Raw genomic sequence first — 25,937 nt, forward strand, 5'->3', positions numbered from 1 at the left:
TTACTCACCCGTCCGCCGCTAACATCAGGGAGCAAGCTCCCATCTGTCCGCTCGACTTGCATGTATTAGGCACGCCGCCAGCGTTCGTCCTGAGCCAGGATCAAACTCTCCGATAAAGTAGTTTGACTGACTACGCACATTGCTGTGCGATTTATTTAAAACTTTGAATTAACAGGTACGTTTTGTCTTGTTTAGTTTTCAAAGATCATTTTGTCTTTCGTTCAAGCGACTTTATTATTATATCTTATCAATCTCTTGAAGTCAACAACTTTTTTTGAATTTCCTTTTTCGTCAGCGCCTTGTTTAGCGGCAACGAATAATAATATACCACCTCACAAATAATAGTGCAATAGTTTTTTAAAAGAAAATCAAAAAAGTTTTACGAGCGGCTTGTTTCTAAAAAAGCGCCGGACTGCGATAAGCAGAAACGGCGCCTTCCCTTTTATTAGCGTTGTCTCATTTGAGGGAATAATAAAACGTCTCTGATAGACGGAGCATTTGTTAACAGCATGACAAGGCGGTCGATACCGATACCCAATCCCCCAGTCGGCGGCATGCCGTATTCAAGAGCTTCAACGAAGTCTTCATCCATCATATGCGCTTCATCGTTTCCTTCTTCTCTTTCTTTTAATTGCGCTTCAAAGCGTTCCCTCTGGTCAATAGGGTCATTCAGCTCCGTAAACGCATTAGCGTGCTCACGGCCGACGATAAACAGCTCAAAACGATCTGTAAAGCGAGGGTCCTCCGGATTTTTCTTAGCAAGAGGAGAAATCTCTACAGGGTGGCCGTAAATAAATGTAGGCTGAATGAGTGTTTCTTCAATTTTTTGTTCGAAGAATTCATTGATGATATGACCCACCGTCATTGAGTTTGTGATCTCGATACCATGCTCTTTTGCATGACCGCGCGCTTCTTCAACAGTCATCTCATTCCAGAAATCTACGCCTGTCGCTTCTTTGACCGCGTCTACCATGTGGAGTCGTTTCCACTCAGGTTTCAGATCAATCTGCTCTTCGCCGTACTGGATTGTGGTGCTTCCAAGCACTTCCTGCGCAATATGTGCTACGAGGTTTTCCGTAAGACTCATAATATCTTTATAATCGGCGTACGCTTCATACAGCTCGATCATCGTGAATTCAGGGTTATGGCGTGTAGAAACACCTTCGTTACGGAACACGCGGCCGATTTCGTAGACTTTTTCCAATCCGCCGACAATCAGGCGTTTCAGGTGCAGTTCAATCGCAATACGCATATAAAGCGGCATGTCGAGCGCGTTATGGTGCGTGATGAACGGGCGTGCAGACGCTCCTCCCGGTATGCTGTGCATCGTAGGTGTTTCAACTTCTAAGTATCCATGGTCATCTAAGTATCTTCTCATCGCTTGGATGATTTTGCTGCGTGTGATAAACGTTTGTTTGCTGTCAGGGTTTACGATGAGATCAAGATAGCGCTGGCGGTAACGCTGTTCAACGTCTTTTAACCCATGATATTTATCAGGAAGAGGACGCAGTGCTTTTGTCAGCAGTTCAAAAGATGTCGCTTTGACAGAAAGCTCGCCTACGTTTGTTTTAAAAACTTTCCCCGTGATGCCGATAACGTCTCCGAGGTCTGAAGATTTAAAGATTTCATATTGTTCTTCGCCGACACTGTCTTTTCTTACGTAAATTTGAATTTGACCTTCTAAGTCCTGCAGATGCGCAAAGCCGGCTTTCCCTTTTCCGCGCTTTGTCATCATACGGCCTGCAATGGTCACTTCGATCGCTTTTTCTTCCAGTTCTTCTTTAGAAAGCTCCTGGTAGGCTTCTATGATCTGTTGAGATTGATGCGTTCTCTCGAAACGTTCGCCGAAAGGGTCAATGCCGTTTTCTCTCAGCTGGTTCATTTTATCTCGTCTGACTTGCAGCTGGTCGTTCAATTCCTCATGATTTTGCTCTTCTTGACTCATTGGTATCACTCCGTTACATTTTGATTTCACGAAAAAGCAGAAAAACTGCCAGCGGTAAGCTGGCAGTGAGCAGCAATAGAGGGTGTATTATTAACCTACTTTTGCATCTTGAAGCTCTTTTGCCTCTGCTTCGGCGGTAAATGCATCTAAAAGCTGCACAAATTCTTCACGCGTCTCACATTGGTTAATTTCATTGCGTACATTCGCATTGCCTCTGACACCTTTCAGATACCAGGCAGCGTGTTTTCTCATTTCTCTGACTGCCACATTTTCGCCTTTTAACTTAATCAGGCGGTCTAAGTGCAGTTTGCATACCGACATTTTTTCACGGACTTTCGGCTCGTCTTTTAACTCACCGGTTTCAAGGTACTGCACCGTACGGTAAATCATCCACGGGTTGCCGAGTGCAGCCCGGCCGATCATGACGCCGTCAACTCCTGTTTCCTCAAGCATGCGTTTCGCGTCCTGAGGCGTTTTGACATCACCGTTTCCGATGACGGGAATGGAGACGGATTGCTTCACTTCTTTAATGATATCCCAGTTCGCAGTGCCTTCATACATTTGCACTCTTGTGCGGCCGTGAAGGGCAACGGCTTTTCCGCCGGCACGTTCAACGGCTTGGGCGTTTTTCACCGCATAAATGTGATCTTCATCCCAACCCATTCTCATCTTCACTGTAACCGGCTTATCAACAGCATCTACTACTGCGGATACCATTTCATAAATCTTATCAGGATCGAGAAGCCATTTGGCGCCCGCATCACATTTTGTAATCTTTGGTACGGGACATCCCATGTTAATATCAATAATATCAGCAGTCGTGTTTTGATCTACAAACTTCGCCGCTTCCACAAGGGTTTCCTTTTTCCCTCCAAAAATCTGAAGGCTGAGCGGTTTTTCACGTTCATCAATGTAAAGCATCCCCATTGTTCTTGCGTTGTTGTAAAGGATCGCTTTGTCACTGACCATTTCAGCGCATACCAATCCGGCTCCGAATTCCTTTACAGTCAATCTGAACGCTGAGTTGCAGACACCGGCCATAGGGGCAAGCACAACCCGGTTTTTCAATTGAATATCACCGATTTTAAACATTTTTCCCCTCCTTTCATTTGTCTATTTTTCAGGCGGGGCCAATTCGTCCGCACTTATATTTAAAACATCTGCCGCATCTTGAATGATGGCATCTGACGGCAATCGGTTTCCGCGTTCAATTTCACCGACAATAGAAACTGATATACCTAATGCTTTTGCAAATCCTTCTTGAGTATAACCTTTCAGCTTTCTGAATGCACGAATTCGCCTACCCCAGATTTCTGCTTCCATACTCTTACACCTTCTTGGTTTGTTTCAGCGCTTATCGTGATATGATCCGCCTGCGGACATATTTCTTTTAACGGCGCAAGGACAAATAAGCGCTCATACATTCTCGGATGCGGAACAATCAGCCGCTCTGTTTCAATATTTTCACGATTATACAGCAAAATGTCAAGGTCTGCCGTCCGCGGTCCCCAGCGAATCTCTCTCGTTCTGCCTAATTCAGCTTCAATGCTCTGCGTTACATCTAGAAGTTCAAAAGGAGATAACGACGTTTTCACTTCAACCGCCATATTGAGAAACTGATCCTGATCCTCGTAACCGACGGGATCTGTTTCATATATAGAGGATACCTTTGACACCGTCACGCCATCATGCCGGCTGAGCATGGCCACTGCCTGGCGCAAATAATGTTCACGGTCGCCCATATTGGAACCGAGGCCGATATATGCCGTATTGTTCATGATTTCTTTCTCGTCATTTCTATGGCTACTGATTTATAATGGCCGGGAATCGGCGGGTCAGGCTTAACAACCTTTACCGTACATTGCTGCACCGGCTCAAATTTCTCAAGGACGGTGTCTGCGATCCGTTCCGCAAGGGTCTCGACCAAATTAACGGGCTCGCCCTCAACGATGCCGCGGCAGACACTGTACAATTCCGCATAGTTAATGGTATAAGAAAGATCATCCGTTTTTCCCGCTTTGCTCAAATCCAGTTCGGCAGTCAGGTCTACTTTGAAGCGCTGGCCGAGTTTGTTTTCTTCTTCGAACACGCCGTGATATCCGTAAAACTCCATACCTTCCACATATACTTTATCCATAATGTGCGCCTCCTTTGTTCAGCATAGCATCCATCATCTTAGTCATTCTTGCGATCTCTTTGACATCGTGCACCCTCACAATGTCGCAGCCTTTTTGGACGCCAAGGCATACTGTCGCTCCCGTTCCCTCGGCACGTTCTTCAGGGGGAAGGTCAAGCACACGGCCGATGAACCTTTTTCTCGATGTGGCCAGGAGCAGCGGATAACCTAACCCGCTGAACACCTCCAGCTTGTTCATGACAGCCAGATTGTCCTCATAGTTTTTCGCAAAGCCGATCCCCGGATCCAGAATCATGTTTTCATCTGTGACGCCGGCTTCTGCGGCAATTTTTACGCTTTCCATCAAGTCTGCAAGCATATCAGGAATAAGATCGTTGTAGTTTCTTTCCATACGATTATGCATTAAGATAATCGGAACCCCGTGTGCGGCGGCTACTGACGCCATGTCAGGGTCACCTTTCGCCCCCCAGATGTCATTAAGGATAGAGGCTCCCGCTTTGACCGCTTCGTCTGCCACGGACGCTTTGTACGTATCGATTGAAAGCGGAATGTCCAGCTCGCTTGTGATCCGTTCTATGACGGGGATGACTCGTGACATTTCCTCATCAGCCGACACGAGTGATGCGCCGGGCCTTGTCGATTCGCCGCCGATATCTATGATATGCGCCCCTTCTTCAGCCATCTTCGCCGCATGCAGAAGCGCCCTTTCCGTACTGTCGTATTTGCCGCCGTCAGAGAAGGAGTCTGGCGTTACATTTAATATCCCCATAACGAGCGTCTTCTCTTTATAGGACAGAGCGCCTTTTTTTGTATGAATCAGTTTAGGCTGTTCAATTGTTTGCTGCGCCATTTTGTTCCTCCTCCTGTACATTCAATTTGTTTATTTCCTGCTGATACTGCTTACGGAGCAATTGCACCGTTTTCCCGCTCATTCCGGGCAGCGGCACTTCCTCTATTTTAGAAAACGGGATGATTTCAAGCACGGAGTTTGTCAACCATGCTTCATCCGCTTCAAGCATTGATTGAAAACGGAATCGGCCTTCGGTGACTTCTGTCCCCTGCCGTTTCAATTCATCAATGACAAACTGTCTTGTTACCCCATCGAGAATTCCCGTATCCAAAGATGGCGTAAAGACCTTGTCTCCTTTTCGCCAAAACACGTTGGAGACAATGCCTTCCGCGACATCTCCTTCTCCGGTCAGGAAAATCCCTTCAAGATTGGGATCATTCCCGATCTCCCGTTTAGCGTACATGTTGTTTAAATAGTGATGGGATTTTAACCGGAAATGTCCTTCAGGCGTATTTCTCCGGACAGAGAGAAGCCTGCCTTCTTTTTGAACAGGCAGAGTTTCCGGATTGAGCCGGTTGACGAAACAAAGAACGGTCGGCTTTTCATAAGTCTGCGCGGCAAATCCCTTATCGCTGACGCCTGCCGAGATGTTAAGCCGGACACGCGCGCTGCCGTCCTTTATGTCATTGAGGTGCAACAGTCTCCGAAGCATATCAAGCAGCTCCTGTTCGTTCACCTCATATGCAATCTGCAGATCCCGAAGCGCCCTGTTGAGCCTGGCGACATGCGCATCCGGCAGAAACGGCCGGCCGCTGTAAAGCCTGAACGTCTCGAACGCGCCGATCCCGTACAGATAACCATGGTCAAAAGGAGAAAGCGCCGCTTCTTTCTCCTCTATATATTGACCATTCATATATATAATCACACCGACACTTCCTTTTTGCGGTGTGTCTCTATAAAGTTTCTGAGCATCTCTTTGCCGAAGGAGGTCATGATGGATTCCGGATGGAACTGAACACCTTCAACAGGCAGCTCATTATGGCGGATTGCCATAATTTCTCCTTCTTTGGTTTGAGCGGATACCGTAAAACAATCCGGCAGCGTGTCCGCTTTGACAATAAGTGAATGGTACCGAGTGGCGACCAGCGGATTTTGCAGGCCTTTAAAAATCGTCTGTCCGTCATGCATAACTTCTGACGTTTTGCCGTGCATGAGCCGCTCTGCTCTGACGACATCGCCGCCGAATACTTGCGCAATCGACTGATGCCCGAGACATACGCCGAAAATAGGAATACTGCCGGCAAAATGTTTGATGGCTTCGAGGCTGATCCCCGCTTCATCAGGACTGCACGGCCCGGGAGAAATCATTAAGAAGTCCGGACCCAGCTCTTCAATCTGCTCAATCGTAATCTCGTCATTCCGTCTGACGATCAGTTCCTCCCCGAGCTCACCCAAATATTGAACCAAGTTGTACGTAAATGAATCATAATTGTCAATCATTAAAATCATCTCTGCTCACCTCGTCTGATTTTTTGTCTCTTCTTCACTCAGCTCTAACGCCTTTTTCATCGCAAAAGCTTTTTTGAACGATTCCTTGTATTCATGCTTCGGAACCGAATCAATAACCACTCCTGCTCCGGACTGCATAAAAGCATGTCCGCCGGCTGCATAGATCGTCCGGATCACAATGTTAAACTGCAAATCTCCGTTAAATCCGAACCAGCCTATAGATCCAGTATAAAGCCCCCGTCTTGTCGGCTCAAGCTCTTCTATAATTTCCATCGTTCTCACTTTGGGCGCTCCCGTGATGGTGCCCCCCGGGAACACCGCATGAATAATGTCTGTCGCGTCATATCCGTCCTGCAGCTCTCCCTGTACGTTTGACACGATATGCATGACGTGGGAATACTTTTCGATCGCCATAAACTCGTTAACCCGCACGGAGCCGTAGCGCGATACGCGCCCGAGGTCATTGCGCTCAAGATCAACAAGCATGACGTGTTCCGCACGTTCTTTTTCGTTGTGAATTAATTCATCAGCCAAAGCCTTGTCTTCAGCATCGTCTTTTCCTCTTGAACGCGTACCCGCGATCGGTCTCGTTTCAAGCTTCTTCCCCTTCTTTGTCACCAATAGCTCCGGCGACCCGCATATCACTTGAAATCCCGGTGTCTCGAGATAGGCCATGTAAGGAGACGGATTGACGTTTCTCAAGTGTTTATACACCTCATACGGATGAACGGATAAAGACTGAGACTGCCTGATGGACAAATTAACCTGGAACACATCGCCGCTCGCGATATATTGTTTAATTTGTTCTACAGCCTGTGAAAATCCTTCCTCAGTGAACGGAGCGGCGTACGATCCGTCCCCATTCCGATTCAGCGGTGAAAAAGGCTCGTCCGCCGTTTGGAGGGAACACCACATGTCCTCTAAGCCGGACAGCTTTTCTTTTGCAAGATCCGCTTCTTCCGCTTCAGTATGGGTAATGAGCCATAACGCCTCTTCCTCATGGTCATAAACGGCCACATCATCAAAAACAAGAAAGTAAATATCGGGTGTTTCCAGATCATCTAACGACAGCATCTTAAAATTCTCAATATATCGGGCATAGTCGTAACTGATAAAACCAATCGCACCGCCCTGAAAGTCCGGAAACTCAACGTTTGTTTCCGTTCCGAGCGTTCCAAACCATTCATGAAAGGCCCGCAGCGGGTCACCTTCTTTAAACAGTGTTTCTCCCTCATGCTTGATCGTTGTAATTCCGTCTTTCCCTCTGACGGACGCAATCGGATCTAGACCGGCTATACTGAATCTTCCCCCTCTCGCGCTTTCGAGCAGAACATGCCGTTTTCTCGATTTCGAAAGGTTTTCATATCGCTGTAAAAATGCTTGTTTCGTAAAAGGTATTTTTCTTCCTGCCGGTCTGCGTTGTGCCATCATATCAATCCTCTGCTTCGTTTTACTGTAGTTTTATTTTAAAGCAATCACACTGGTGAAAAAAGTGAATTTCACTTCCAACCATAAAATTCGAAACGTTTTTTGGATTTTCGATACTTCAGGCACAAAAAAACTCCCGGATACAGCCGGGAGCCGTGTGTATGTCTCTATTCAAACTGATAAAGCGGTGTGCTTAAGTAACGTTCTCCGTTACTAGGGATGATCGCAAGCACTTTCTTGCCTTTCCCGAGTTTTTTCGCGATTTCCAGTGCCGCGTAAATGGCCGCTCCGGAAGAAATACCGCCGAGAATCCCTTCTTCTTTTGCCGTTTTACGGGCATATTCAAATGCATCCTCGTTTTTGACGGGAATGATTTGATCATAGATGTCCGTATTCAATGTTTCAGGAACAAATCCCGCTCCGATACCCTGAATTTTATGCGGGCCCGGTTTTCCGCCGGAAAGAACCGGAGAATCCGCCGGCTCTACCGCATAGATTTTGATGGATGGATATGCTTCTTTCAGCACTTCGCCCGCTCCCGTGATGGTTCCGCCGGTACCGATTCCGGCCACGAACGCATCAAGCTGGTCGTCACCAAACTGTTCTACGATTTCTTTCCCCGTCGTTTGACGGTGAATTTCCGGGTTTGCCGCATTGTTGAATTGCTGAGGCACAAAGTATCCGTGTTCCTCGGCAAGTTCTTCCGCCTTTTTAATGGCGCCCTTCATTCCTTCTGCGCCGGGAGTCAGCACAAGCTCCGCCCCGTATGCGCGCAGCAGATTGCGTCGTTCCATACTCATTGTATCAGGCATAACGAGAATGGCTCTGAGACCTTTTGCCGCTGCCACCATCGCAAGACCGATCCCTGTATTTCCGCTTGTCGGTTCAATGATTGTGTCGCCGGCTTTTAATTTTCCTTCTTTTTCAGCCGCTTCAATCATCGCCGCTCCGATACGGTCTTTTACGCTGCTGCCCGGATTCATGTATTCAAGCTTCAGATATACATCTGCACTGTTTTCATCCGTCAGGCGATTCAATTTCACAATAGGAGTATTTCCGATTAGTTCAGTAATAGAATTTGCAATACGCACCATGTTGGACACCTCAATTTCCGACTAAATTTATTGGTATTATAAATATAAGTTATCAATTTCAAAATTTTTTGTCAATCATTTAGTTCTTTTTTCCCCGTAGAACCAAGAGACCCCCGCCTCTTTCCACAGCGTTTTGACTGTCGCCTTGTCACCTAATTGATCCATCGCGATCTGTCGTCTGATTTGACTCTTCACTTCATTGTATGAGAAAGTTCTCGCTTTAAGCTTTTCTTTCAGCTGAATGACGGCATATCCTGAAGAAACTTTAATCGGTTCAGCGGACCATTCATCTTCTTTGAGATTTTTAGCTTCTGTGATATATGCCTGCGGGATATTTTCCTGGTTTTCTGTCACAAAGCCGAGGTCTCCGCCGTACTGAGACGTGTATCTGTCCGTGGAACGCTCAGCGGCGACGGCTTCAAAGCTGGAACCGCCTTTCAAATCAGCAAGCACCCTGTCCGCCTCTTCCTTGTTTTTGACGACAATGTGCCGGATTCTGTAGGAATCATCGAAATGATACAGTTCTTTATTTTTATTATAAAATGATTGCATTTCCTTATCCGATATATCGATGTCCTTCGTCAGCAGTTCTTCAAGAAGAATGTTGTAGCGGATCTGGTCTCTCCATTCTTTTTCGGTAATATGGCTGTCTTCATAAAATGAATTATTCACCGCTTTGATTAAAAGAAATTCCCGCTCCAATTCGCTGTTTGAAACTGTGAGTTTATTCTTTTTCGCAAGTTCTTCCACTACTTGTGCATTAATCATGTCTTCCAGAGTTGATTTTCCGTACTCGTCTTCCATCTTTTTCATCCAGTCCTGCCGTGTGATATGTTTATCACCGATTGTCGCGATGGATTCTTCAGATGACCCCGCGGCTTGGGATTTTGTTAACTTATACGCCACTGCCACACTGCATACCAACAGCGCAGCTACAATAATCGTCAAAAGTGTTCTCGATTTCAAAATCTACCCCATCCCTTTTATAAAATAGAACAACCCGCTAAAGAGCTAGCGGGTTGTTTCGTCACGAAGCTCTTCCAGTTCTTCTTTTGTAAATAAATATTTCTCATTACAAAAATGGCAAACCGCTTCGGCTTTTCCGTCTTCTTCTATCATATCTTGTATTTCTTTTTTGCCTAGTCCTAAAATGGCCGTTTCGAATCGATCTTTTGAACAAGAACAGTGAAATTTGACCGGCATTGTTTCGAGAACGTCCGGTTTTTGACCCAGAACTTCTTCTAAGATTTCTTCCGGTGTCAGGCCTTTTTGAATCAATTTTGAAATCGGTTCGATTTGAGATAATTGTTTTTCAATTGTTGAAATGGTTTCTTCATCAGTCCCCGGAAGAAGCTGAATGATGAACCCGCCCGCAGCGAGAATCGTGTTATCAGGATTTACTAGAACACCTACCCCGACAGATGAAGGGACTTGTTCAGAAGAAACAAGGTAATACGTGAAGTCATCACCGAGTTCACCCGAGACAATCTCTACTTGTCCCGTAAAATAATCACGCAAGCCCAAATCTTTTACGACACTGAGTGTTCCGTCAGTTCCGACCGCCCGTCTGACATCCAATTTCCCTTGTTCATTGAGGTCAAAATGAACGTGCGGGTTTGATACGTATGCTCTTACCTCACCCTTTGCGTTCGCATCTGCGACAATGGCTCCGATCGGGCCGCCGCCTTCTATTTTGACTGTCAGCTTATCTTCACCCTTAAGCATCGCTCCGAGCATCAGAGACGCTGTCATCGTCCGGCCGATTGCGGCTGATGCCGTCGGCCACGTGTCATGCCTTCTTTGCGCTTCATTTACCATATCTGTCGTTCTGGCTGCATAAGCCCGCACTTTACCATCATATGCAATTGCTTTAATTAAATAATCCATCGTTTACCTCCTATACGTGACCCACGCGATTTCGCTCATAAATGATTTCCAGCCCTTTTAAAGTAAGAAACGGGTCAACAATATCAATACAGTCTGATTCATTTGCGATTAATGACGCAAGCCCGCCTGTCGCAATGACTTTCGGTTCTTGTTTGGCCTGCCATTTCATCCGCTTTACAATGCCTTCAACTTGTCCGACATAGCCGAAAAGGATGCCGGACTGCATGGCGCTTACCGTGTTTTTGCCGATGATATTGTCCGGTCGGGCGATTTCAATTCTCGGAAGCTTGGCCGCGCGTGAGTACAGCGCTTCCGTTGAAATTGTAATGCCGGGAGCAATCGCACCGCCCATGTATTGTTTGTTTTCATCAATGTAGCAATACGTCGTCGCCGTTCCGAAATCAACAACAATTAAGGGGCCGCCATACTGCTGGATCGCCGCAACGGCATTGACGATCCTGTCAGCTCCCACTTCTTTCGGATTGTCATATTTTATATTTAAACCTGTTTTCATTCCCGGGCCGACAACCTGCGGCTCGATGTGAAAGTATTTTGTGCACATTCTTTCTAAAGAGAACATAATCGGCGGCACTACGGATGAGATGATAATCCCTTCAATCTGTTCAAACATCAGTCCGGAATGTTCAAATAAGGAGCGGAGCAGCATGCCGAATTCGTCTTCTGTTTTGTGCCTGCTCGTTTCTATGCGCCAATGATATTCTAGTTCCCCATCATGATATACACCAATCACGGTGTTGGTGTTCCCCACATCTATAACCAGTAACAACCTCTATCACCACTTTTGAATAGTTTCTAATCATAACATTTTCAACATTCTACAATACCATACACGATCTGCGGCTCTTTTGTAAACAAAACGAAACCAGTAAAAAAACCGCCGGTATACGCCGGCGGTTTTCATATCAGAAAGCGAACTATTCTTTCGGCTCGTCTTTCTTTTCTTCTTCTGTTTTAGACAGGATGTTTACTTTCACATCGTCTTTTTGAAGATGGTCATCTGAGAAATTGCGCTCAGGGAGTTTTCCGTGATCCACGAGATGCTTGATTTGTTCCGCATCTAATGTTTCCACATCAAGCAATGTCTGAGCAATCAATTCAAGCTTATCGCGATTTTCAGTCAGGATGGTTTTCGCACGCTCATAACATTCTTTAATGATGCGCTGAATTTCCTGATCGATTTCGTAAGCGATCTGATCACTGTAGTTCTGCTCATTGTTGAAATCCCGGCCCAAGAATACTTGACCGCCTTGAGATTGACCGAACTGAAGCGGTCCGAGTTTTTCTGACATACCGAACTCTGTCACCATTCTTCTGGCAATGTTCGTTGCCCGCTGGAAGTCATTGTGAGCCCCCGTGCTGACTTCGCCGAAGATAATTTCCTCCGCAACACGTCCGCCCAGAAGACCGACAATTTTATCGAGAAGTTCAGGTTTTGTCTGGAAGTAACGGTCTTCTCTCGGAAGCATGACCGCGTATCCGCCCGCCTGCCCCCTCGGAACGATCGTTACTTTATGAACCATATCGGCTTCATCCAGCACAAGTCCGATAACGGTGTGACCGCCCTCGTGGTACGCCACGATATTGCGTTCTTTTTTCGAGATGACACGGCTCTTCTTCGCAGGACCCGCAATGACACGGTCCGTTGCTTCATCAATGTCGCGCATATCAATTTTCTTCTTGTTTTGACGGGCAGCAACGAGTGCCGCTTCGTTAAGAAGGTTTTCTAAATCCGCGCCTGAGAAACCGGGTGTTCTTGAAGCGATTGCTTTTAAGTTCACCGTCTCATCAAGCGGTTTGTTTCTCGCATGCACCTGCAATACGGCTTCACGGCCGATGACATCCGGACGGTCTACCGTAATCTGACGGTCAAAACGTCCCGGACGGAGCAATGCAGGGTCAAGAATGTCCGCACGGTTTGTCGCAGCGATAATAATGATTCCTTCATTCGCACTGAAACCGTCCATCTCAACAAGCAGCTGGTTCAGCGTCTGTTCGCGTTCATCATGCCCGCCGCCAAGACCGGCGCCGCGCTGACGTCCTACCGCGTCGATCTCATCAATAAAGATCAGGCAAGGCGCATTCTTTTTCGCATTTTCGAATAAATCACGCACACGGGAAGCACCGACACCGACAAACATTTCAACGAAGTCAGATCCGCTGATGCTGAAGAAAGGAACGCCCGCTTCACCGGCTGAGGCTCTCGCAAGCAATGTCTTACCGGTTCCCGGAGGTCCGACAAGCAGCACGCCTTTAGGGATCCTGGCGCCAAGCTCGGCGAATTTGCGGGGATCTTTCAGAAACTCAACAACCTCAACGAGCTCCTGCTTCTCCTCATCCGCGCCGGCTACATCTTTAAACTTCACGCGTTTCTTTTCTTCCGTATACAGCTTCGCTTTGCTCTTTCCGAAGTTCATGACACGGCTGCCGCCGCCCTGAGCCTGATTGAGCAGGAAGAAAAACAGAATAAAGATGATGACAAACGGAATGATCGTCGTTAAGAACGTCACCCACCCGCTTGTTTCCTGTGCGGGATCAACTTTTACGTCCGTCTTTTTAATTGCGTCAAATATCTGGTCTGCTCCTTTTCCTTCAGGAACATGTGTTAAAAAGTACTGGTCTTTGTCGTATTTTTTCAGCTGTCCTTTTACCTCATAAACACCTCTGACAGGCTGAACCGATACGCTATCAACTTTTCCTTCATCGAGGTTCTTGATAAACGTACTGTACGACATATTTTCTGTTTTCGGGTTTGAGGTCTGGAAGTAACTCACAACCCCGATTACTACTAATAAAATAAGTAAATAAAAAATGGTATTACGGAAGACCCGATTCATTCCTTACCTCCTCCCACAGTAAGCACAACTATGTTCAATAGTACCATAGAAAATCATTCCAATACAACCGATAACCATCTCGGAAGCAGGCAGCCGATCAGCTTTCATAAATCGCCGGTTTTAATACTCCGATGTAAGGCAGATTGCGATAGCGTTCGGCATAATCAAGTCCGTAACCCACAACAAACGCGTCAGGAACTTCAAAGCCTACGAAGTCTGCTTTAATGTCCGCTTTTCTTCCGCTTGGTTTATCCAACAGGGTAACAATCTTAATTGATTTCGCTTTACGATATCGGAAGAGTTCTACGAGATAGCTCAAGGTTAACCCACTGTCGATAATATCTTCAATGATTAAGATGTCCCGGCCTTCTACAGATGTATCCAAATCTTTGATGATTTTGACTTCTCCGGAAGAAACCGTGGAATTTCCGTAGCTTGATACATCCATGAAGTCCATTTCCAAATATGTATCAATATGCTTTATAAGATCAGCCATAAAAGGGAGCGCTCCCTTTAACACACCGATTGCCAACGGAAACGTGTCGCTGTACTCGCTTGTTAATTGTTCTCCAAGCTGTTTTACTTTCTGCTGGATCTCATCTTCTGAGATCAGCACTTTTTCGATATCCTGTTTCATGTTAATGCTTGCCCCCTACACTTTTCATGCTGTCTATATTGTAATACAATGCGGTCACTGTTTGAAATCACAAGATCGTCAAAGATGGATTTTTTCAAGCCAGGCAGCCAGATAATTTCACCGCTCGCATCCGTTACAATCGGCCATTCGTCCCGATCCCGCAGAGGCAGTTTATGATCAATAAATATATCTTTTACCTTTTTCGAGCCATTCATCCCTTTAAGTTTAATCCGGTCGCCGATTTTTCTCGTCCGGATTGTTAAAGGAAATTGCACCTTATTTCTGCTTGTCATAAAAACAGCATTCCCATTTTTGATATGAGGGTCAGCCTGATCGGCCACCTCTATCATAAAGCCGTTGGGGAGAACAGCAGTCTCGCCTTCCGCTCCTTGCAGCTGCAGCTCAAAGGGAACCTTTTCACATTGCCATTGTTCAAATGTAAACAAACATGTCTGATATGATTTGACCACCTTCAGCCCTTTCGGAAAATCAAGCACTCCCGAGGCGCTTCCATTTTCCGCCCATTCAAGAAACTGCTGTATGTGTCGGGCGGAAAACGACGATGGAACGTTTTCATAAAGATAGTTTAATATTAGTTGAACTCCTCTTCTTTGTAAAGGTATCGGAAGGGCAAGCAATTGAGAGGAATCGACTTCAACCGATGTGTCAGACTTGCTTGTAATAACCTTATTCATTCGTTCTTTCGTTAATGACTGCAAGTATTGTTCGTCTTCTGTCAGTGCTTCACTCACCTTTTGAAACATTTTATGAACGTCAGGTGATTCTTGTTTTAAAAAAGGAAGCACGGTCTTTCTGAATCTGTTTCTTGTATAATCGTCTTTTGCATTGCTCTCATCCGTTCTGTAGCTGAGCCCTTCTTGACGGCAGTATTCTAGGATTTCATCCTTTGCCGCATAGAGGAAAGGCCTGATCAGCCAGCCGGATGCAAATTCGCGGACGGGCTGCATTCCCGCGAGCCCTGCGCCGAGCGTACCTTTCGCAAGCCTCATGAGCATTGTCTCAACCTGGTCATCGCCGTGATGAGCCAGCGCCAAAAACTTCGCTTGGTGTTTTGCCATCAGATCTTCGAAAAACTGATATCTGCAATCACGCGCGGCAGCCTGCTTGTTCAGCTTATTCTTTTTTGCGTATGCAGAAACATCAATCTGTACCGTTTCGCAGAGGATGTGTTCCGCTTCGCAATATGACTGCACAAACTTCATATCTTCTTCAGATTCAGGACCCCTGAACTGATGGTCGACATGCGCCGCTATGATAACGGAAGAATGCCCGAAGTGCTTATTCAGCATACTGAGAAGCGCCATTGAATCAGGGCCTCCGGAGACGCCGGCAATAATCGTTTCTCCCTCCGCCTGAAGATGATATGTTTTGAAAAAATCTTCCACGCTTTTCACAATGTCCCCCTCACAATGAGCAGGTTTTTTAAAGATATACATATCCTATCACTTTCATTCCCTCCAAGCAAAGAAGAAGCATGAGCGCAGGCGTCCGGCCGGCATTAGATGAGAAAAAAGACGATGTAAGCGAAATAAAGGGCGAGAACGCTGATTAAAATAAGTGTTGTTTCAAACAAACCATTGTGCTTTGCGGGTTTTTGTTTAGGTTTATACCGCGTTTGAGATACAGCGCCCTGCCGCGGTTTTGATTGCGGCGGCTTAGGCTTGGCGGCGGCTTTCCTTTTACTCCCGGCGCTCTGCCCCGCCGTCAGGATGTCATGCTTCATGGCTTCCGCAGACGGATATTGGCCGTTTAAAGCAGAAAACAGAACCTTCTTATACTTATTCAGAAACGGGTGGCCTTCAATGATAGAACGAAGCTGTTCTTTCGGCTGTCCTGACTTTTTGCACTCTTTCTTCTGGACACAGTGGATCATGATCATTGCCACAGCAAACAGGTCGTAGGATGGTTCTGCTTTTCTTGTTCCATACCCCCAATAGCCCCTGTCGTAAAACTCCGTATACTCTTTAATCGCCCGGCCTTGTTTTGTCGTTCCCCCTACATCAATGCAGCGAATGGCAGCCGGAGGTCCGGTTACAATGAGATTGTCCGGTTTGAGGTCGCCAAAAACCCACCCTTGCTGATGAAGGACTGACAGGCTGGAAAGAAGCTGCACCATCAGCACCGGAATCCACTCCGCTCCCTTACTGCTGATATATTGCGGAAGAAGCGGCCCTTCTATGTACTCCATCACGTAAAAAGAGACATTTTTATTCAGCTGCGGAATAAACGCATCGTCCGCATCAAAAAAAGAAGGCCCCATCGTTTGCGACCGGGCCTTTGAAAAGGATTTTAAGACATTCACTTCAGAGGTAACAGACATGCTGTCGCTGCTTATTTTCAAAGCGACCTGTCCGCCTGATGCTTCTGCCAGATATACAATACCGTTAGCCCCTTTTCCAAGCTGTTTGAGCAATCTGTAGGATTTGCCGTTCCATTTGCCCTGAATTGCCGTCCCCGGTGCCAGACTACATGCCAAACTCGTTAAAGCGTCGTTCATCATCTGCCAACATGCTCCTTCTTGAGCGGATTCTCTCAAACTGCTGCGTCGCTTCCCGGATAGCGGGGCCCGTAGGGGTGATACCGCCGGTCGACAGCTTCGCAAAGAGTGCAGAAAGGGATTCAAGCTTCGGCGTCCAATTCAGCACAAGCTCAACTTCCTGGCTTTTCCCGGGAAATATACACATGGCAAATTCATTTTGTCCAGCCCGGGAATTTAAACTGATGGAAAGATCGATCAGCGCTTCTTTCACCGTCGGCAGTTTCGGCGCCATACTCGCACTCGTATCAACCAGCACAAGCACCTGCAGATGAACTGTTTCTCCGAGTTCATCAACCACTTCCATCACTTCGCCGCGTTTTTCCGGAGAAAGCTCTTCCATTTCAACGTTTTTCCCTAAGATTTGTTTAAGCTCTTGATTGACGACACCTTGCAGCGTCTGGGTCATTGCTTTTTTCGTTACCATTTGAACCGTCTGAGACAATTGTGACGCGTACACAACTTGATGGACGCCGCCTCCGGCCATGGCGATGCCTTCAACTTCCTTCATTGCCTCTTGGTCAATCGCATTTTCTTCCATAATCCCTATAACATTCACCGTAATCCCCTGCTCCTTGGCGAAAGCCGCCATTGCAATCGGGTCTTCACCATGATTGGAGCAGCCATCTGTAATCAGCAGAACTTGATTTAAATGTCCCTTATTCACATACATTCCTCCCGGTGATACGATTAGTCCCATCTTCGCCAGAAGGACAGTGATTTATACGAAAGGATTAAGAAATCTCCTTTTTATTTTGGAATACCGCCGGCACCGGTATGGAAGCCCATTTCGGCGTGTTGTGATCAATCCGGACAACAACCACCGTCATATCGTCTTCGATTTGGCCGGAACGCGTTCTGATGACCTCTTCCATTAATATATCAGCGATTTCCTGCGGATCTTCGGTTTTCAGCCCTTTCATTTTCCGTTTCATCCACAGGTCATGGTTTTCAACGTGCTTCGGTCCTTCAAAAATACCGTCACTCATCATGACGAGCAGATCTCCCGCTTTTAACTGTTCACTTACAACCTCCACATCAAATTCATTGATGATACCGATCGGCAGATTGCTGGCCTGCACTTTCATGACTTGATCTCCCCGCTTGATAAAACTCGGCGTTGAACCGACCTTCAAGAATTTGCAGCTTGCATCCTGAAGATCAATGATAGAAAGATCGAGAGTTGAGTAGATTTCATCTGTCGTCCGTAAAGACAGAATACTGTTGATCGTTTTGATCGCTATTTTTTCATCAATACCTGATTCGAGAATTTTTTCGAGCAGCTTAATCGTTTCATTGCTCTCATAATGGGCCCTCGCCCCATTGCCCATGCCGTCACTGATCGCGGCCGCATATTTTCTCGCCCCCAGTTCCATCATGCTGTAGCTGTCGCCGGAGACAAGGCCGCCGCCTTTAGCCGCATGAGCCGCGCCTGTCGATACCCGGTACGATTTGGTCGAACCGAACGCAACATGGCTGTAGCCATTCGGATGAGCCGAGTGCTGTTCGCTTTTGACAAGTATCTGCTCCTCAAGAATGTCAGACAGCATCGGGGCGATAATTTTCTCACTCTCACCGTGTCCTCCGCTGAACGGGATTGTCATTTCGATATCAATATTGCCCTGCTCCAAGCTGTATATCTCGACATGCTGAATCTCGATTCCGAAATGCTGAAGCGCCTCTATCATTTGTTCTTCCTGAATAAAATGCTGCTCCCTCTCCCGTTTTATTTCCCGAGAAAAGTCCGCCATGACCTCAGAAACCCCCAACAGCTGCTCGGCAACAAGCCTCCTGCTGTCCTGAACTTTTCTCTTCAGTGTCAGATGGGCGTGATGGTGGGCAAGTTCGTCCTCAATCAGCTCTTCCACCTGTCTGGATTTGGAACAGTGCTGTTGAAACTCTTTTTTTAATCTGCGGTTTGAGGCATACTGTTTTTCCTCTGTTTCATGCATAACTTGTTTCATTAAGTCATATGTTTTATCAAAGTTTTGAACCCAGCATTTGCTTTTCTTATAGCAGGATTGGCAGGAATGCTCGGTGATTTTGCTTAAAAAGAGATCCACTTCCCCTTCTTCAGCCTGCTCATCGGAAGACGTCTGATGAAAGGTGGCGAAGCTCTCCGACAAGGCATGAAACACATTGGAGAACTGGTCTACTTTCTGGGCGGTGACATCTCTGATTTTCCTCGCGTACTGCTGCTGTTCCTGACTGTGCTCAGCAGTGCCCGGTATGTATCGCGCCACCTTTTTCGTAATCGATTGGGGCGTAATCAAAAACAAAACAACGGCAATCAAAGATTCATAAAGAGTGGTCATTAATCCGGCAGACCCTTCTCCATATAATGAAATCAGCAGTGAGCCGATCACCAATCCGACTGCGGCGCCGGCTTTCTTTCCTTCTTTCAGCAGCCCGCCAAGAAGCCCGGAAAACGCAAGCAGACTCATTTGATAGAGATTCCCGATATTCGCAAGCCCGAGGATCAGTCCGGTCACAACACCGACCGTACAGCCGATGCTTGCCCCGCCGACAAAGGAAAAACTCAGCACGACATAGCGGGCCAGGATATGCTCAGCCTGCATTCCCTGAAATGAAACACCGGCAAGCCCGGTTAAAACAGATGCGATCAAGATCATAAAACAGATGATTTCTTCTATTTTTAACGATTGCTTCACTTTTTTGATCGTGAAAATCGGCAGGCTTTGTAAAAAGATCAGCGTCAAAATAAAGGCCAGGCCCGCCTCGACAACAGCCATCACATAATCATAGGTTGTAAAAGCGCCGCTTTCAAAATAAACAAATCCGATTCTCGCGGCAGCCATTGAGAAAAACACCACGATCGGCAGCATCTTCACCCGGTCCTGCACGATATATGTACCGATTTTTGAAAATAGAGTGAAGACGGCCAAAGCTGTGAGAATCAATAAAGAGTGTTTCGGCGAAATGGTTAAAGCGCCCGCAAGCAAAGACAGACAAGCATAGAAGGCTTTATCTCTTCTGATCAAAAGCATCGCTCCGAAAAACGGCAGTGCAAACGGAAGAACCTCAGATAATATGAAAGCCCGTCCAAGTAAAAAACCGATCACGACATAAATGAAACCCTTATAGAAAAAAAGTGAATGCGCTTGATGGACTGTAAGCTTTGCCGCCTTTTCAAAAAACGATTGCAGTTTTTCCAGAGCTTGTCCCGCCATCGGCCCGTTCACTCTTCTTTCCGCTTTTTCCATTGCTCTCATCCCCCACCTGTTTTATTCGTTGCTTGTCATTATAAATGAAAGCACAGATAGGATTTTGTCAAAAGAAGGTAACAATTCCAAAGAACTCTTCGACGCTTTCTCCCTTGTTCCCCTTTCCTTTCGTATTTCCTCCGACATTTCTCAAAAAGTTGTCTAAATATGAAAAAATCGGCTTCTGCAACAGAAGCCGATTCGCTTGATGACCCGTACGGGATTCGAACCCGTGTTACCGCCGTGAAAGGGCGGTGTCTTAACCGCTTGACCAACGGGCCAGATATATATGGTAGCGGCGGAGGGGATCGAACCCCCGACCTCACGGGTATGAACCGTACGCTCTAGCCAGCTGAGCTACACCGCCATATAGGTGCTTATAAGCACAAGTTATATAATACAAAGGTTTCTTCATTCCGTCAACAGAAACTTCAAAGTTTTAATTTTCTGACTATAAAGGCGCATACAAAAAAAGCACCCGCTGGGATAGACGGATGCTCCATGTATTTATAGAAAGCAGCAAGTTATCCTCTTCTTGCTCCGCGCCCTCCACGTTTTGATTCCGTGTTTCGTTTTAAAGATGATAAGCGGTCTTCGCTATCTTTAAGAAACTTGTTCATTTTCTGTTCAAAAGATTCTTTCGGACGGAAATCATTTCTAGGTCTGGCTTGCGGACGGTCTTTAGCTTTTTTAATTGATAAACCAATTTTCCCGTCTTTTTCAACGTTGATGACTTTCACTTCAACTTGATCGCCGACTTTTAAATGCTCGTTAATGTCTTTTACATAATTATCGGCTACCTCACTGATATGAACGAGACCGGTTGAGCCTCCAGGCAATTCAACAAATGCTCCGAAATTTGTAATACCTGTTATTTTCCCTTGCAACTTGCTGCCAACTTCAATCGACATAAAAAAAGTGCTCCTCCTTAGGCTTATAAAAAGATCGTTTGTTTAATTATACCTAAATAAAAATTTAAGTGTCAACAAGGCTACTTGCTCTTCTTTTCTACATTAAAGAGAATCTCACCATTTCCTGACATAAACAAGTCTCTTCTGGCAAGCTCTGTGACGTAATCCTCATCCTTTAATTTGGAAATTTCATCTTTTAAATCAGCCTGTTTCGCATTCAATTCTTTTACTTGTTTTTCCAGCTGAGCCTTTTTTTCTTCGTTTGCGCTAAGGGAAGAGGTCTGTGACCACAGAGAACCCGCTAAGACAATAGCCGTCAACAACACAAGGGCGCCGAATACGATCAACCGTCTGAAAAGCCCTTTCCGCCTTCTTTTCATAAGCTGGGATTGCCGTTCAACCTGCTCTTTATAGTCGTTTTGAATTTCAGTTATTGTACGTTCCCTAGATAGATTCAAACCAGACGGTCCTCCTTTCACCTTTTCAAAATACGTATCATGGTCGATCTGATTGTTATGATTAGTTTCTTGCTCTTTTGTAAAAATCCTGCACTTTTTTGAAAATATCGTTTGAAAGTAAGACGCCACTTTTCAGGAAGAAGTTTCAATAATTGTTTCAACAGGAAAAACAGCGGATACAGCAAAAACGCTACGATCTTAAAAAGACACTTCGCAAAAAAGGCACTCACCCGATAGGAGTATAAAGAAATAACCGTGATCAGCCCGATGAGCAGCTTAAAGAGCAGAAGCACCGGACGGAACAGCACGTGCTGAATGAGCTTTTTTGCGAATTGGTAAAGAGACACCGCAAGATGAATGGCAAATTTCAGTATTTTTATATACATTCGTTTAAACAGGCTTTGGTACGTCGCAATACCCAGTAAGACAGCCAAGAAAATGTATACCCTGAGTTCCCCTTCATTCACGTTGAGCAGCACATAGAAAAACAGCAGACCTTGTACAATCCAAAAGAGAATGTCATGAATGAATAACAGCCATCTGGCCGTTTTGGCGCGGCTGACAAACAGCCTGTATGTATCAAGCGACGCTCCGAGCCAGGCGCCCATACCGGTCATTGCCAGCATCGTATAAAATTGGGTCGTCAGCGTCATTTAAACAACTTGCTAAAAAACCCTTTAGCTTTATCCCCTTGCTGCTCGTCTAAATATACAAGGTCAAACACCCTGCCTTTTATAGATACAATCCCTTTTTCCACATCAAGGTTTTTCATCTGCAGGTTCTCGCCTCTGACGGAAAGCATTCCCATAACCGTTTCCAGCAAAAACTCTTCGTTATCAAAACTTTCCACATGCTTGACGCCCGAAATGTCTAAATGCTTTCTCCCTTTCATCGTTACATCATGCTGTTCCGGAACAGAAGAAGAACCTTTTTGCTCATAATATGAATTCATCTATTCAGCCCCCATATCCTCGATACTTTTAGCATTATTACTGCATTGTATGAGGCGGGAGCCTTGTTTAGAACAAGCCTATTCGCCGAGTTTTTCTTCTTTGACGATTGTATACATGCCCGCGGCTTCTTCTTTTTTCGTTGTTTCTTTCAATTCATTTACCTTCACGGTGACAAGCTTCTGCCCGAAGCGGACCTTCAGTTCATCACCGGCTTTTACGTCTGAGCTGGCTTTCGCCTGATTCCCGTTAACGGTGATTCTCCCTTGATCGGCGACCTCTTTCGCCAATGTGCGGCGTTTAATTAATCTGGATACTTTTAAAAACTTATCAAGTCTCATATCAGAATCTCCTCTCCATTTCTTTTGCTTCATCCCACAATTTGTCCATTTCCTCAAGTGACATTGCGGTCAATTCAAGGCCCTTTGCTGCCGCTTCTTTCTCAATATAAGCAAAGCGTCTGCGGAATTTGTCATTTGTCATGGCGAGCGCTTCCTCAGGCTCAATTTTATAGTATCGGCCGATATTGACCAATGCAAATAAAACATCGCCGAATTCAGCTTTTAAGCTGATTTCATCTGCTGATTCGGCGGAAGCCTCTGCAGAAAATTCCTTCAGCTCTTCATTTACTTTATCCCATATATCCTGAACGTCATCCCAGTCAAAGCCGGTTTTTGCGGCTTTTTTCTGAAGCTTGGCGGCTTTCGCAAGAGAAGGCAGGGTTTTCGGCACGGCATCCAGCAATGAAGAAGATGTTGTTTGCTTTTCCGCCTTTTTGATTTCTTCCCAGTTGGCGACGACATCATGTTCATCCTGAACCTTAACATCCTTAAACACATGCGGGTGCCGTCTGACCATCTTCGCACTGATGTCTCTGATGACATCATCAATTGAGAAATACCCCTCGTCTTCTCCGATCTGGGCGTGCAGCATAACCTGAAGCATGACGTCCCCGAGTTCTTCTATCATGTGATCCGTGTCCTCTTCGTCAATGGCCTCAAGCAGTTCGTAGCATTCCTCAATCATATATTTCTTTAATGACTGGTGTGTCTGCTTTTGATCCCACGGACAGCCGTTCGGCCCGCGAAGCTCGCGAATAATACTTCGGAATGCAGAAAATTCCTGGTAAAGGAGTTCTTCTTTTTTAATCGGCGGAACATACACGCTTGTTAAGTTATTTATTTCTACATTGCGGTCAAGTTCAAACAAAGGCACCTTGGTCATCTTTTCTCCCTGGCTCCCGGCTGCCGTAACGATGACCACTTCATAGTCGTCAGGCAATTTCTCCATGAGCGTCAGCTTCACCTCAGAGGCCGTCATTTGGTCATAAACCTGGCAGATGATCAGGTGATGCCGGAGTTCGAGCTCATCCGGCGTCATTGTTTGCGCATCCGTAAATTGAAACCCTTCAATCGGATCAATTCGCAATGCATTAAAAGTGGCATCCAGAAAGCTTTGCCCTCCGGCAGTATGAACAGCTATCTGTTGTTCTTCCCGGCGTTCAAATAACAGCTGAACGGTTTTCTCAGCGACAAACGGATGCCCGGGTACAGCGTAGACGACATCTTCTTGCTTCGCTTTTTCAAACAGAATGTCCGTGATCTCTTCATAGACCGCTTCAAACTGATCATGTTTTTCATAAATATCATCAAAATACCGGATGTCCGCTTCCGTCTCTTGCTCTAATTCCGAAATCAAAGGGTGGTCTTTCGTTCTTATATATAAATGCTTCGCCTGAGTCAGCAGCTTATGTACGCCCACTGTCAACTGATCCATGTCTCCGGCGCCGAGGCCGACGACCGTAATATTACCTGCCATGTTTTTCTCTCCTCTTTTTCAATTTGCTTAAAGCACTGCCGAAAGGAAGGCCGCTCAGCTCTTCATCCGTGAAAATCTTCATTCTTATCATACAATAAATAAACAATAGCCCTCCGATGACTGACGCAGACAGACTCTCACATACAGCTCCGGCCCTGCTGACAGGAACAAATAACTGCCAAAGCTTCATATATACAAGCAAAAAGAAGACCATCAGCAGACTGCACCAGCACAGACGGACAATCACGCCGCCGATATTCGTCAGCCAGCCCTTCGACCAAATTCTCCGGAGATTCAGGCACGCAACTGCGGCAAATGCCAAGACGGTCGCCAGTGCCGCTCCTGTAATACCCCAGCCGGGGACCAGCCAAACATTCAGCACCCATTTCAGCGCCCCTCCCGTCAAAACGGATACGGCGGGGAAAACGGTATGTCCCGCTCCTTGCAGAATCGCGGCTGCCGTAAGCGCAATTGAGGCAAAAAAGATAGATAAGCTGAATATTTGTAAGGTCTGCGTCCCCTCACTGTTTTGGAAAAGCATGATATTCACCGGTTCTAAAATGCAAAAAAGCCCGGCCGATGCACCGATCCCTACCGCAAGGCAGAGCTTGACGGCTGATGTCGCTTTCTCTTTTATGATAAACGGCTTGTTCCCATGCACCGCTTTTGAAATTGAAGGAACCAAGGACGCAGCGATACTGACGGCAAACACGGTTCCCAGCTGAAGGAGCGGCTGTCCGCGGTCATATATGCCTTTCAGCTGTTTCGCAGCATGGCTCTCCGTCCCGTCTGAAAGCAGCGAATATAAGTTTAAGGCGTCTACAAGCTGAATCAAAAGCATGAGTACACTGCTGATACAGATGGTGACTGAATAAAGCAGCAGCTTTTTTACAATGACGGCCGTTTCGATATGTCCGCCGTCTTTCTTTGTTTCTTCCCGCTTATACCAGAAAACAGCCAATACACAAAGGGCCGCAAAGCTCCCGGCTATTGATCCCGAGGCCGCCCCCGCACCCGCCGCGTATAATGAACGGCCGCTTTTCAAAAGCCAGAAGGATAAACCGAGAAGCACCGCCACGCGAAGAAGCTGTTCCGTAATCTGGGATAAGGCTGACGGCATCATATCATGCACGCCTTGGAAATACCCCCGGATAACCGCCGTAAACGGAAACAGTATGAAAGCGAACGCCGCGACCCTTATCAGCATCACAAGGCGGGCGTCACCCATAAAACCGGCCAACGGCGCCGCGCCGGCATACATGAGCGCAAACAGAACAAGTCCGGCCGCCGTGACATAAAGGGCGGAAATTTTCATTATTTTTTGTTTATGATCGCTATAATCGTTCATTAATTTTGAGATGATCACCGGAAAACCGGATGTTGACAGCATGACCGCGATCCCTAAAAACGGATACACCTGCTGATAAATGTAAAATCCGACGTCACCGACAATATTCTGAAAAGGAACCCTGTACACGGCGCTTAATATCTTCGTCACGATGCCCGCAACGACGAGCACAAAAGCACCTTTCCATGCCGATTGCCGCTTGGCGCCAACTGAATCGTTCATCCAAAAGCTCCTTCCAGCCGCTAGAAAATTACGTCTATAAAACGAGCTTATTATATCACAATCCTAACGGCCGAACCGATAGAGAGCACATATGAATATGAAAAAGAACAGCACTTGTATAAGAGCTGTTCTTTCCCCGTTTCTTATTTCAATAATGGTAATAAGAC

The 25,937-nt window shown here is 46.2% G+C and carries 26 protein-coding genes, 2 tRNA genes and 1 rRNA gene; all 29 read right to left on the minus strand.

What is annotated here, in order from left to right; all coding sequences use genetic code 11:
* Positions 1-116: ribosomal RNA gene (locus ACWJJS_RS19370) — 16S ribosomal RNA — on the minus strand; the annotation flags it as partial.
* A gap of 329 nt (positions 117-445) precedes the next feature.
* On the minus strand, positions 446-1,945 hold the full coding sequence (lysS, locus tag ACWJJS_RS19375; RefSeq protein WP_014304211.1) for a lysine--tRNA ligase: 1,500 nt from the start codon (positions 1,943-1,945) through the stop codon (positions 446-448).
* 90 nt (positions 1,946-2,035) lie between these two features.
* On the minus strand, positions 2,036-3,037 hold the full coding sequence (dusB, locus tag ACWJJS_RS19380) for a tRNA dihydrouridine synthase DusB (RefSeq protein WP_014304210.1): 1,002 nt from the start codon (positions 3,035-3,037) through the stop codon (positions 2,036-2,038).
* Positions 3,038-3,058: 21 nt separating this feature from the next.
* Positions 3,059-3,268, minus strand: a complete 210-nt coding sequence (locus ACWJJS_RS19385; protein WP_003150668.1) for a helix-turn-helix domain-containing protein — start codon at positions 3,266-3,268, stop codon at positions 3,059-3,061.
* Positions 3,220-3,723, minus strand: a complete 504-nt coding sequence (gene folK, locus ACWJJS_RS19390; RefSeq protein ID WP_070081270.1) for a 2-amino-4-hydroxy-6-hydroxymethyldihydropteridine diphosphokinase — start codon at positions 3,721-3,723, stop codon at positions 3,220-3,222. The genes ACWJJS_RS19385 and folK overlap by 49 nt, the downstream gene beginning before the upstream one ends.
* Positions 3,720-4,082 (minus strand): dihydroneopterin aldolase, encoded by a 363-nt coding sequence (gene folB, locus ACWJJS_RS19395; protein ID WP_003150671.1) that lies wholly within the window; start codon positions 4,080-4,082, stop codon positions 3,720-3,722. Before folB ends, folK begins: the two co-directional genes overlap by 4 nt.
* Positions 4,075-4,932: a dihydropteroate synthase gene (gene folP, locus ACWJJS_RS19400; protein ID WP_003150672.1), complete on the minus strand. Its 858-nt coding sequence runs from the start codon at positions 4,930-4,932 to the stop codon at positions 4,075-4,077. Before folP ends, folB begins: the two co-directional genes overlap by 8 nt.
* The gene (gene pabC / locus ACWJJS_RS19405) at positions 4,913-5,797 is read right to left on the minus strand and encodes an aminodeoxychorismate lyase (protein ID WP_454023827.1); all 885 of its coding nucleotides are present in this window, start codon (positions 5,795-5,797) and stop codon (positions 4,913-4,915) included. The genes folP and pabC overlap by 20 nt, the downstream gene beginning before the upstream one ends.
* A complete protein-coding gene (pabA, locus tag ACWJJS_RS19410) occupies positions 5,794-6,381 on the minus strand; it encodes an aminodeoxychorismate/anthranilate synthase component II (RefSeq protein ID WP_146275992.1) in 588 nt (195 codons plus the stop codon). The genes pabC and pabA overlap by 4 nt, the downstream gene beginning before the upstream one ends.
* Before the next feature lie 6 nt (positions 6,382-6,387).
* Positions 6,388-7,809, minus strand: coding sequence for an aminodeoxychorismate synthase, component I (pabB, locus tag ACWJJS_RS19415; RefSeq protein WP_032872212.1), 1,422 nt, complete (start codon positions 7,807-7,809; stop codon positions 6,388-6,390).
* A gap of 167 nt (positions 7,810-7,976) precedes the next feature.
* The gene (gene cysK, locus ACWJJS_RS19420; RefSeq protein WP_004264603.1) at positions 7,977-8,903 is read right to left on the minus strand and encodes a cysteine synthase A; all 927 of its coding nucleotides are present in this window, start codon (positions 8,901-8,903) and stop codon (positions 7,977-7,979) included.
* A gap of 75 nt (positions 8,904-8,978) precedes the next feature.
* Positions 8,979-9,869, minus strand: a complete 891-nt coding sequence (locus ACWJJS_RS19425; protein ID WP_060561971.1) for a peptidyl-prolyl cis-trans isomerase — start codon at positions 9,867-9,869, stop codon at positions 8,979-8,981.
* A 45-nt stretch (positions 9,870-9,914) separates the two neighbouring features.
* Complete coding sequence (gene hslO, locus ACWJJS_RS19430; RefSeq protein ID WP_004264606.1) at positions 9,915-10,790, minus strand: Hsp33 family molecular chaperone HslO; 876 nt, start codon at positions 10,788-10,790, stop codon at positions 9,915-9,917.
* A gap of 10 nt (positions 10,791-10,800) precedes the next feature.
* A complete protein-coding gene (locus ACWJJS_RS19435; protein WP_013350777.1) occupies positions 10,801-11,577 on the minus strand; it encodes a type III pantothenate kinase in 777 nt (258 codons plus the stop codon).
* A 148-nt stretch (positions 11,578-11,725) separates the two neighbouring features.
* Positions 11,726-13,645, minus strand: a complete 1,920-nt coding sequence (gene ftsH / locus ACWJJS_RS19440) for an ATP-dependent zinc metalloprotease FtsH (protein ID WP_060561972.1) — start codon at positions 13,643-13,645, stop codon at positions 11,726-11,728.
* Positions 13,646-13,742: 97 nt separating this feature from the next.
* On the minus strand, positions 13,743-14,282 hold the full coding sequence (gene hpt, locus ACWJJS_RS19445; protein ID WP_004264611.1) for a hypoxanthine phosphoribosyltransferase: 540 nt from the start codon (positions 14,280-14,282) through the stop codon (positions 13,743-13,745).
* Positions 14,279-15,697 (minus strand): tRNA lysidine(34) synthetase TilS, encoded by a 1,419-nt coding sequence (gene tilS, locus ACWJJS_RS19450; protein ID WP_025650391.1) that lies wholly within the window; start codon positions 15,695-15,697, stop codon positions 14,279-14,281. Before tilS ends, hpt begins: the two co-directional genes overlap by 4 nt.
* Before the next feature lie 104 nt (positions 15,698-15,801).
* Positions 15,802-16,803 (minus strand): protein kinase domain-containing protein, encoded by a 1,002-nt coding sequence (locus ACWJJS_RS19455; protein ID WP_025650390.1) that lies wholly within the window; start codon positions 16,801-16,803, stop codon positions 15,802-15,804.
* Positions 16,769-17,506 carry a vWA domain-containing protein gene (locus tag ACWJJS_RS19460; RefSeq protein WP_004264624.1) on the minus strand — a complete coding sequence of 246 codons (738 nt, stop codon included), beginning with the start codon at positions 17,504-17,506 and terminating at the stop codon, positions 16,769-16,771. The genes ACWJJS_RS19455 and ACWJJS_RS19460 overlap by 35 nt, the downstream gene beginning before the upstream one ends.
* A gap of 67 nt (positions 17,507-17,573) precedes the next feature.
* The gene (spoIIE, locus tag ACWJJS_RS19465; RefSeq protein WP_004264625.1) at positions 17,574-20,063 is read right to left on the minus strand and encodes a stage II sporulation protein E; all 2,490 of its coding nucleotides are present in this window, start codon (positions 20,061-20,063) and stop codon (positions 17,574-17,576) included.
* Between the two features lie 209 nt (positions 20,064-20,272).
* A tRNA-Glu gene (locus tag ACWJJS_RS19470) sits at positions 20,273-20,344 on the minus strand.
* A gap of 9 nt (positions 20,345-20,353) precedes the next feature.
* A tRNA-Met gene (locus ACWJJS_RS19475) sits at positions 20,354-20,430 on the minus strand.
* A 157-nt stretch (positions 20,431-20,587) separates the two neighbouring features.
* Positions 20,588-20,974, minus strand: coding sequence for a S1 domain-containing RNA-binding protein (locus ACWJJS_RS19480; RefSeq protein ID WP_004264630.1), 387 nt, complete (start codon positions 20,972-20,974; stop codon positions 20,588-20,590).
* An 80-nt stretch (positions 20,975-21,054) separates the two neighbouring features.
* Positions 21,055-21,432: a cell division protein DivIC gene (gene divIC, locus ACWJJS_RS19485; protein ID WP_004264632.1), complete on the minus strand. Its 378-nt coding sequence runs from the start codon at positions 21,430-21,432 to the stop codon at positions 21,055-21,057.
* A gap of 17 nt (positions 21,433-21,449) precedes the next feature.
* Positions 21,450-22,085 (minus strand): spore cortex biosynthesis protein YabQ, encoded by a 636-nt coding sequence (yabQ, locus tag ACWJJS_RS19490; protein WP_004264635.1) that lies wholly within the window; start codon positions 22,083-22,085, stop codon positions 21,450-21,452.
* Positions 22,082-22,384: a sporulation protein YabP gene (yabP, locus tag ACWJJS_RS19495; RefSeq protein WP_004264638.1), complete on the minus strand. Its 303-nt coding sequence runs from the start codon at positions 22,382-22,384 to the stop codon at positions 22,082-22,084. Before yabP ends, yabQ begins: the two co-directional genes overlap by 4 nt.
* 78 nt (positions 22,385-22,462) lie before the next feature.
* Entirely contained in the window at positions 22,463-22,723 is a 261-nt protein-coding gene (locus ACWJJS_RS19500) for an RNA-binding S4 domain-containing protein (RefSeq protein ID WP_004264639.1), read from the minus strand.
* A gap of 1 nt (position 22,724) precedes the next feature.
* Positions 22,725-24,200 (minus strand): bifunctional methyltransferase/pyrophosphohydrolase YabN, encoded by a 1,476-nt coding sequence (locus ACWJJS_RS19505; protein WP_102422417.1) that lies wholly within the window; start codon positions 24,198-24,200, stop codon positions 22,725-22,727.
* Positions 24,190-25,770, minus strand: a complete 1,581-nt coding sequence (locus tag ACWJJS_RS19510; RefSeq protein ID WP_454023828.1) for a putative polysaccharide biosynthesis protein — start codon at positions 25,768-25,770, stop codon at positions 24,190-24,192. The genes ACWJJS_RS19505 and ACWJJS_RS19510 overlap by 11 nt, the downstream gene beginning before the upstream one ends.
* Positions 25,771-25,937 lie beyond the last annotated feature (167 nt).

This window comes from Bacillus sp. JK106, assembly GCF_053663355.1.

Excerpts from the sequence above, each read along its gene's own strand:
- lysS (WP_014304211.1), bottom strand. The coding sequence starts at position 1,945 with ATGAGTCAAGAAGAGCAAAATCATGAGGAATTGAACGACCAGCTGCAA.
- dusB (WP_014304210.1), bottom strand. The coding sequence starts at position 3,037 with ATGTTTAAAATCGGTGATATTCAATTGAAAAACCGGGTTGTGCTTGCC.
- ACWJJS_RS19385 (WP_003150668.1), bottom strand. The coding sequence starts at position 3,268 with ATGGAAGCAGAAATCTGGGGTAGGCGAATTCGTGCATTCAGAAAGCTG.
- folK (WP_070081270.1), bottom strand. The coding sequence starts at position 3,723 with ATGAACAATACGGCATATATCGGCCTCGGTTCCAATATGGGCGACCGT.
- folB (WP_003150671.1), bottom strand. The coding sequence starts at position 4,082 with ATGGATAAAGTATATGTGGAAGGTATGGAGTTTTACGGATATCACGGC.
- folP (WP_003150672.1), bottom strand. The coding sequence starts at position 4,932 with ATGGCGCAGCAAACAATTGAACAGCCTAAACTGATTCATACAAAAAAA.
- pabA (WP_146275992.1), bottom strand. The coding sequence starts at position 6,381 with ATGATTTTAATGATTGACAATTATGATTCATTTACGTACAACTTGGTT.
- pabB (WP_032872212.1), bottom strand. The coding sequence starts at position 7,809 with ATGGCACAACGCAGACCGGCAGGAAGAAAAATACCTTTTACGAAACAA.
- cysK (WP_004264603.1), bottom strand. The coding sequence starts at position 8,903 with ATGGTGCGTATTGCAAATTCTATTACTGAACTAATCGGAAATACTCCT.
- hslO (WP_004264606.1), bottom strand. The coding sequence starts at position 10,790 with ATGGATTATTTAATTAAAGCAATTGCATATGATGGTAAAGTGCGGGCT.
- ftsH (WP_060561972.1), bottom strand. The coding sequence starts at position 13,645 with ATGAATCGGGTCTTCCGTAATACCATTTTTTATTTACTTATTTTATTA.
- hpt (WP_004264611.1), bottom strand. The coding sequence starts at position 14,282 with ATGAAACAGGATATCGAAAAAGTGCTGATCTCAGAAGATGAGATCCAG.
- ACWJJS_RS19455 (WP_025650390.1), bottom strand. The coding sequence starts at position 16,803 with ATGATGAACGACGCTTTAACGAGTTTGGCATGTAGTCTGGCACCGGGG.
- spoIIE (WP_004264625.1), bottom strand. The coding sequence starts at position 20,063 with ATGGAAAAAGCGGAAAGAAGAGTGAACGGGCCGATGGCGGGACAAGCT.
- ACWJJS_RS19480 (WP_004264630.1), bottom strand. The coding sequence starts at position 20,974 with ATGTCGATTGAAGTTGGCAGCAAGTTGCAAGGGAAAATAACAGGTATT.
- yabQ (WP_004264635.1), bottom strand. The coding sequence starts at position 22,085 with ATGACGCTGACGACCCAATTTTATACGATGCTGGCAATGACCGGTATG.
- yabP (WP_004264638.1), bottom strand. The coding sequence starts at position 22,384 with ATGAATTCATATTATGAGCAAAAAGGTTCTTCTTCTGTTCCGGAACAG.
- ACWJJS_RS19500 (WP_004264639.1), bottom strand. The coding sequence starts at position 22,723 with ATGAGACTTGATAAGTTTTTAAAAGTATCCAGATTAATTAAACGCCGC.
- ACWJJS_RS19505 (WP_102422417.1), bottom strand. The coding sequence starts at position 24,200 with ATGGCAGGTAATATTACGGTCGTCGGCCTCGGCGCCGGAGACATGGAT.
- ACWJJS_RS19510 (WP_454023828.1), bottom strand. The coding sequence starts at position 25,770 with ATGAACGATTCAGTTGGCGCCAAGCGGCAATCGGCATGGAAAGGTGCT.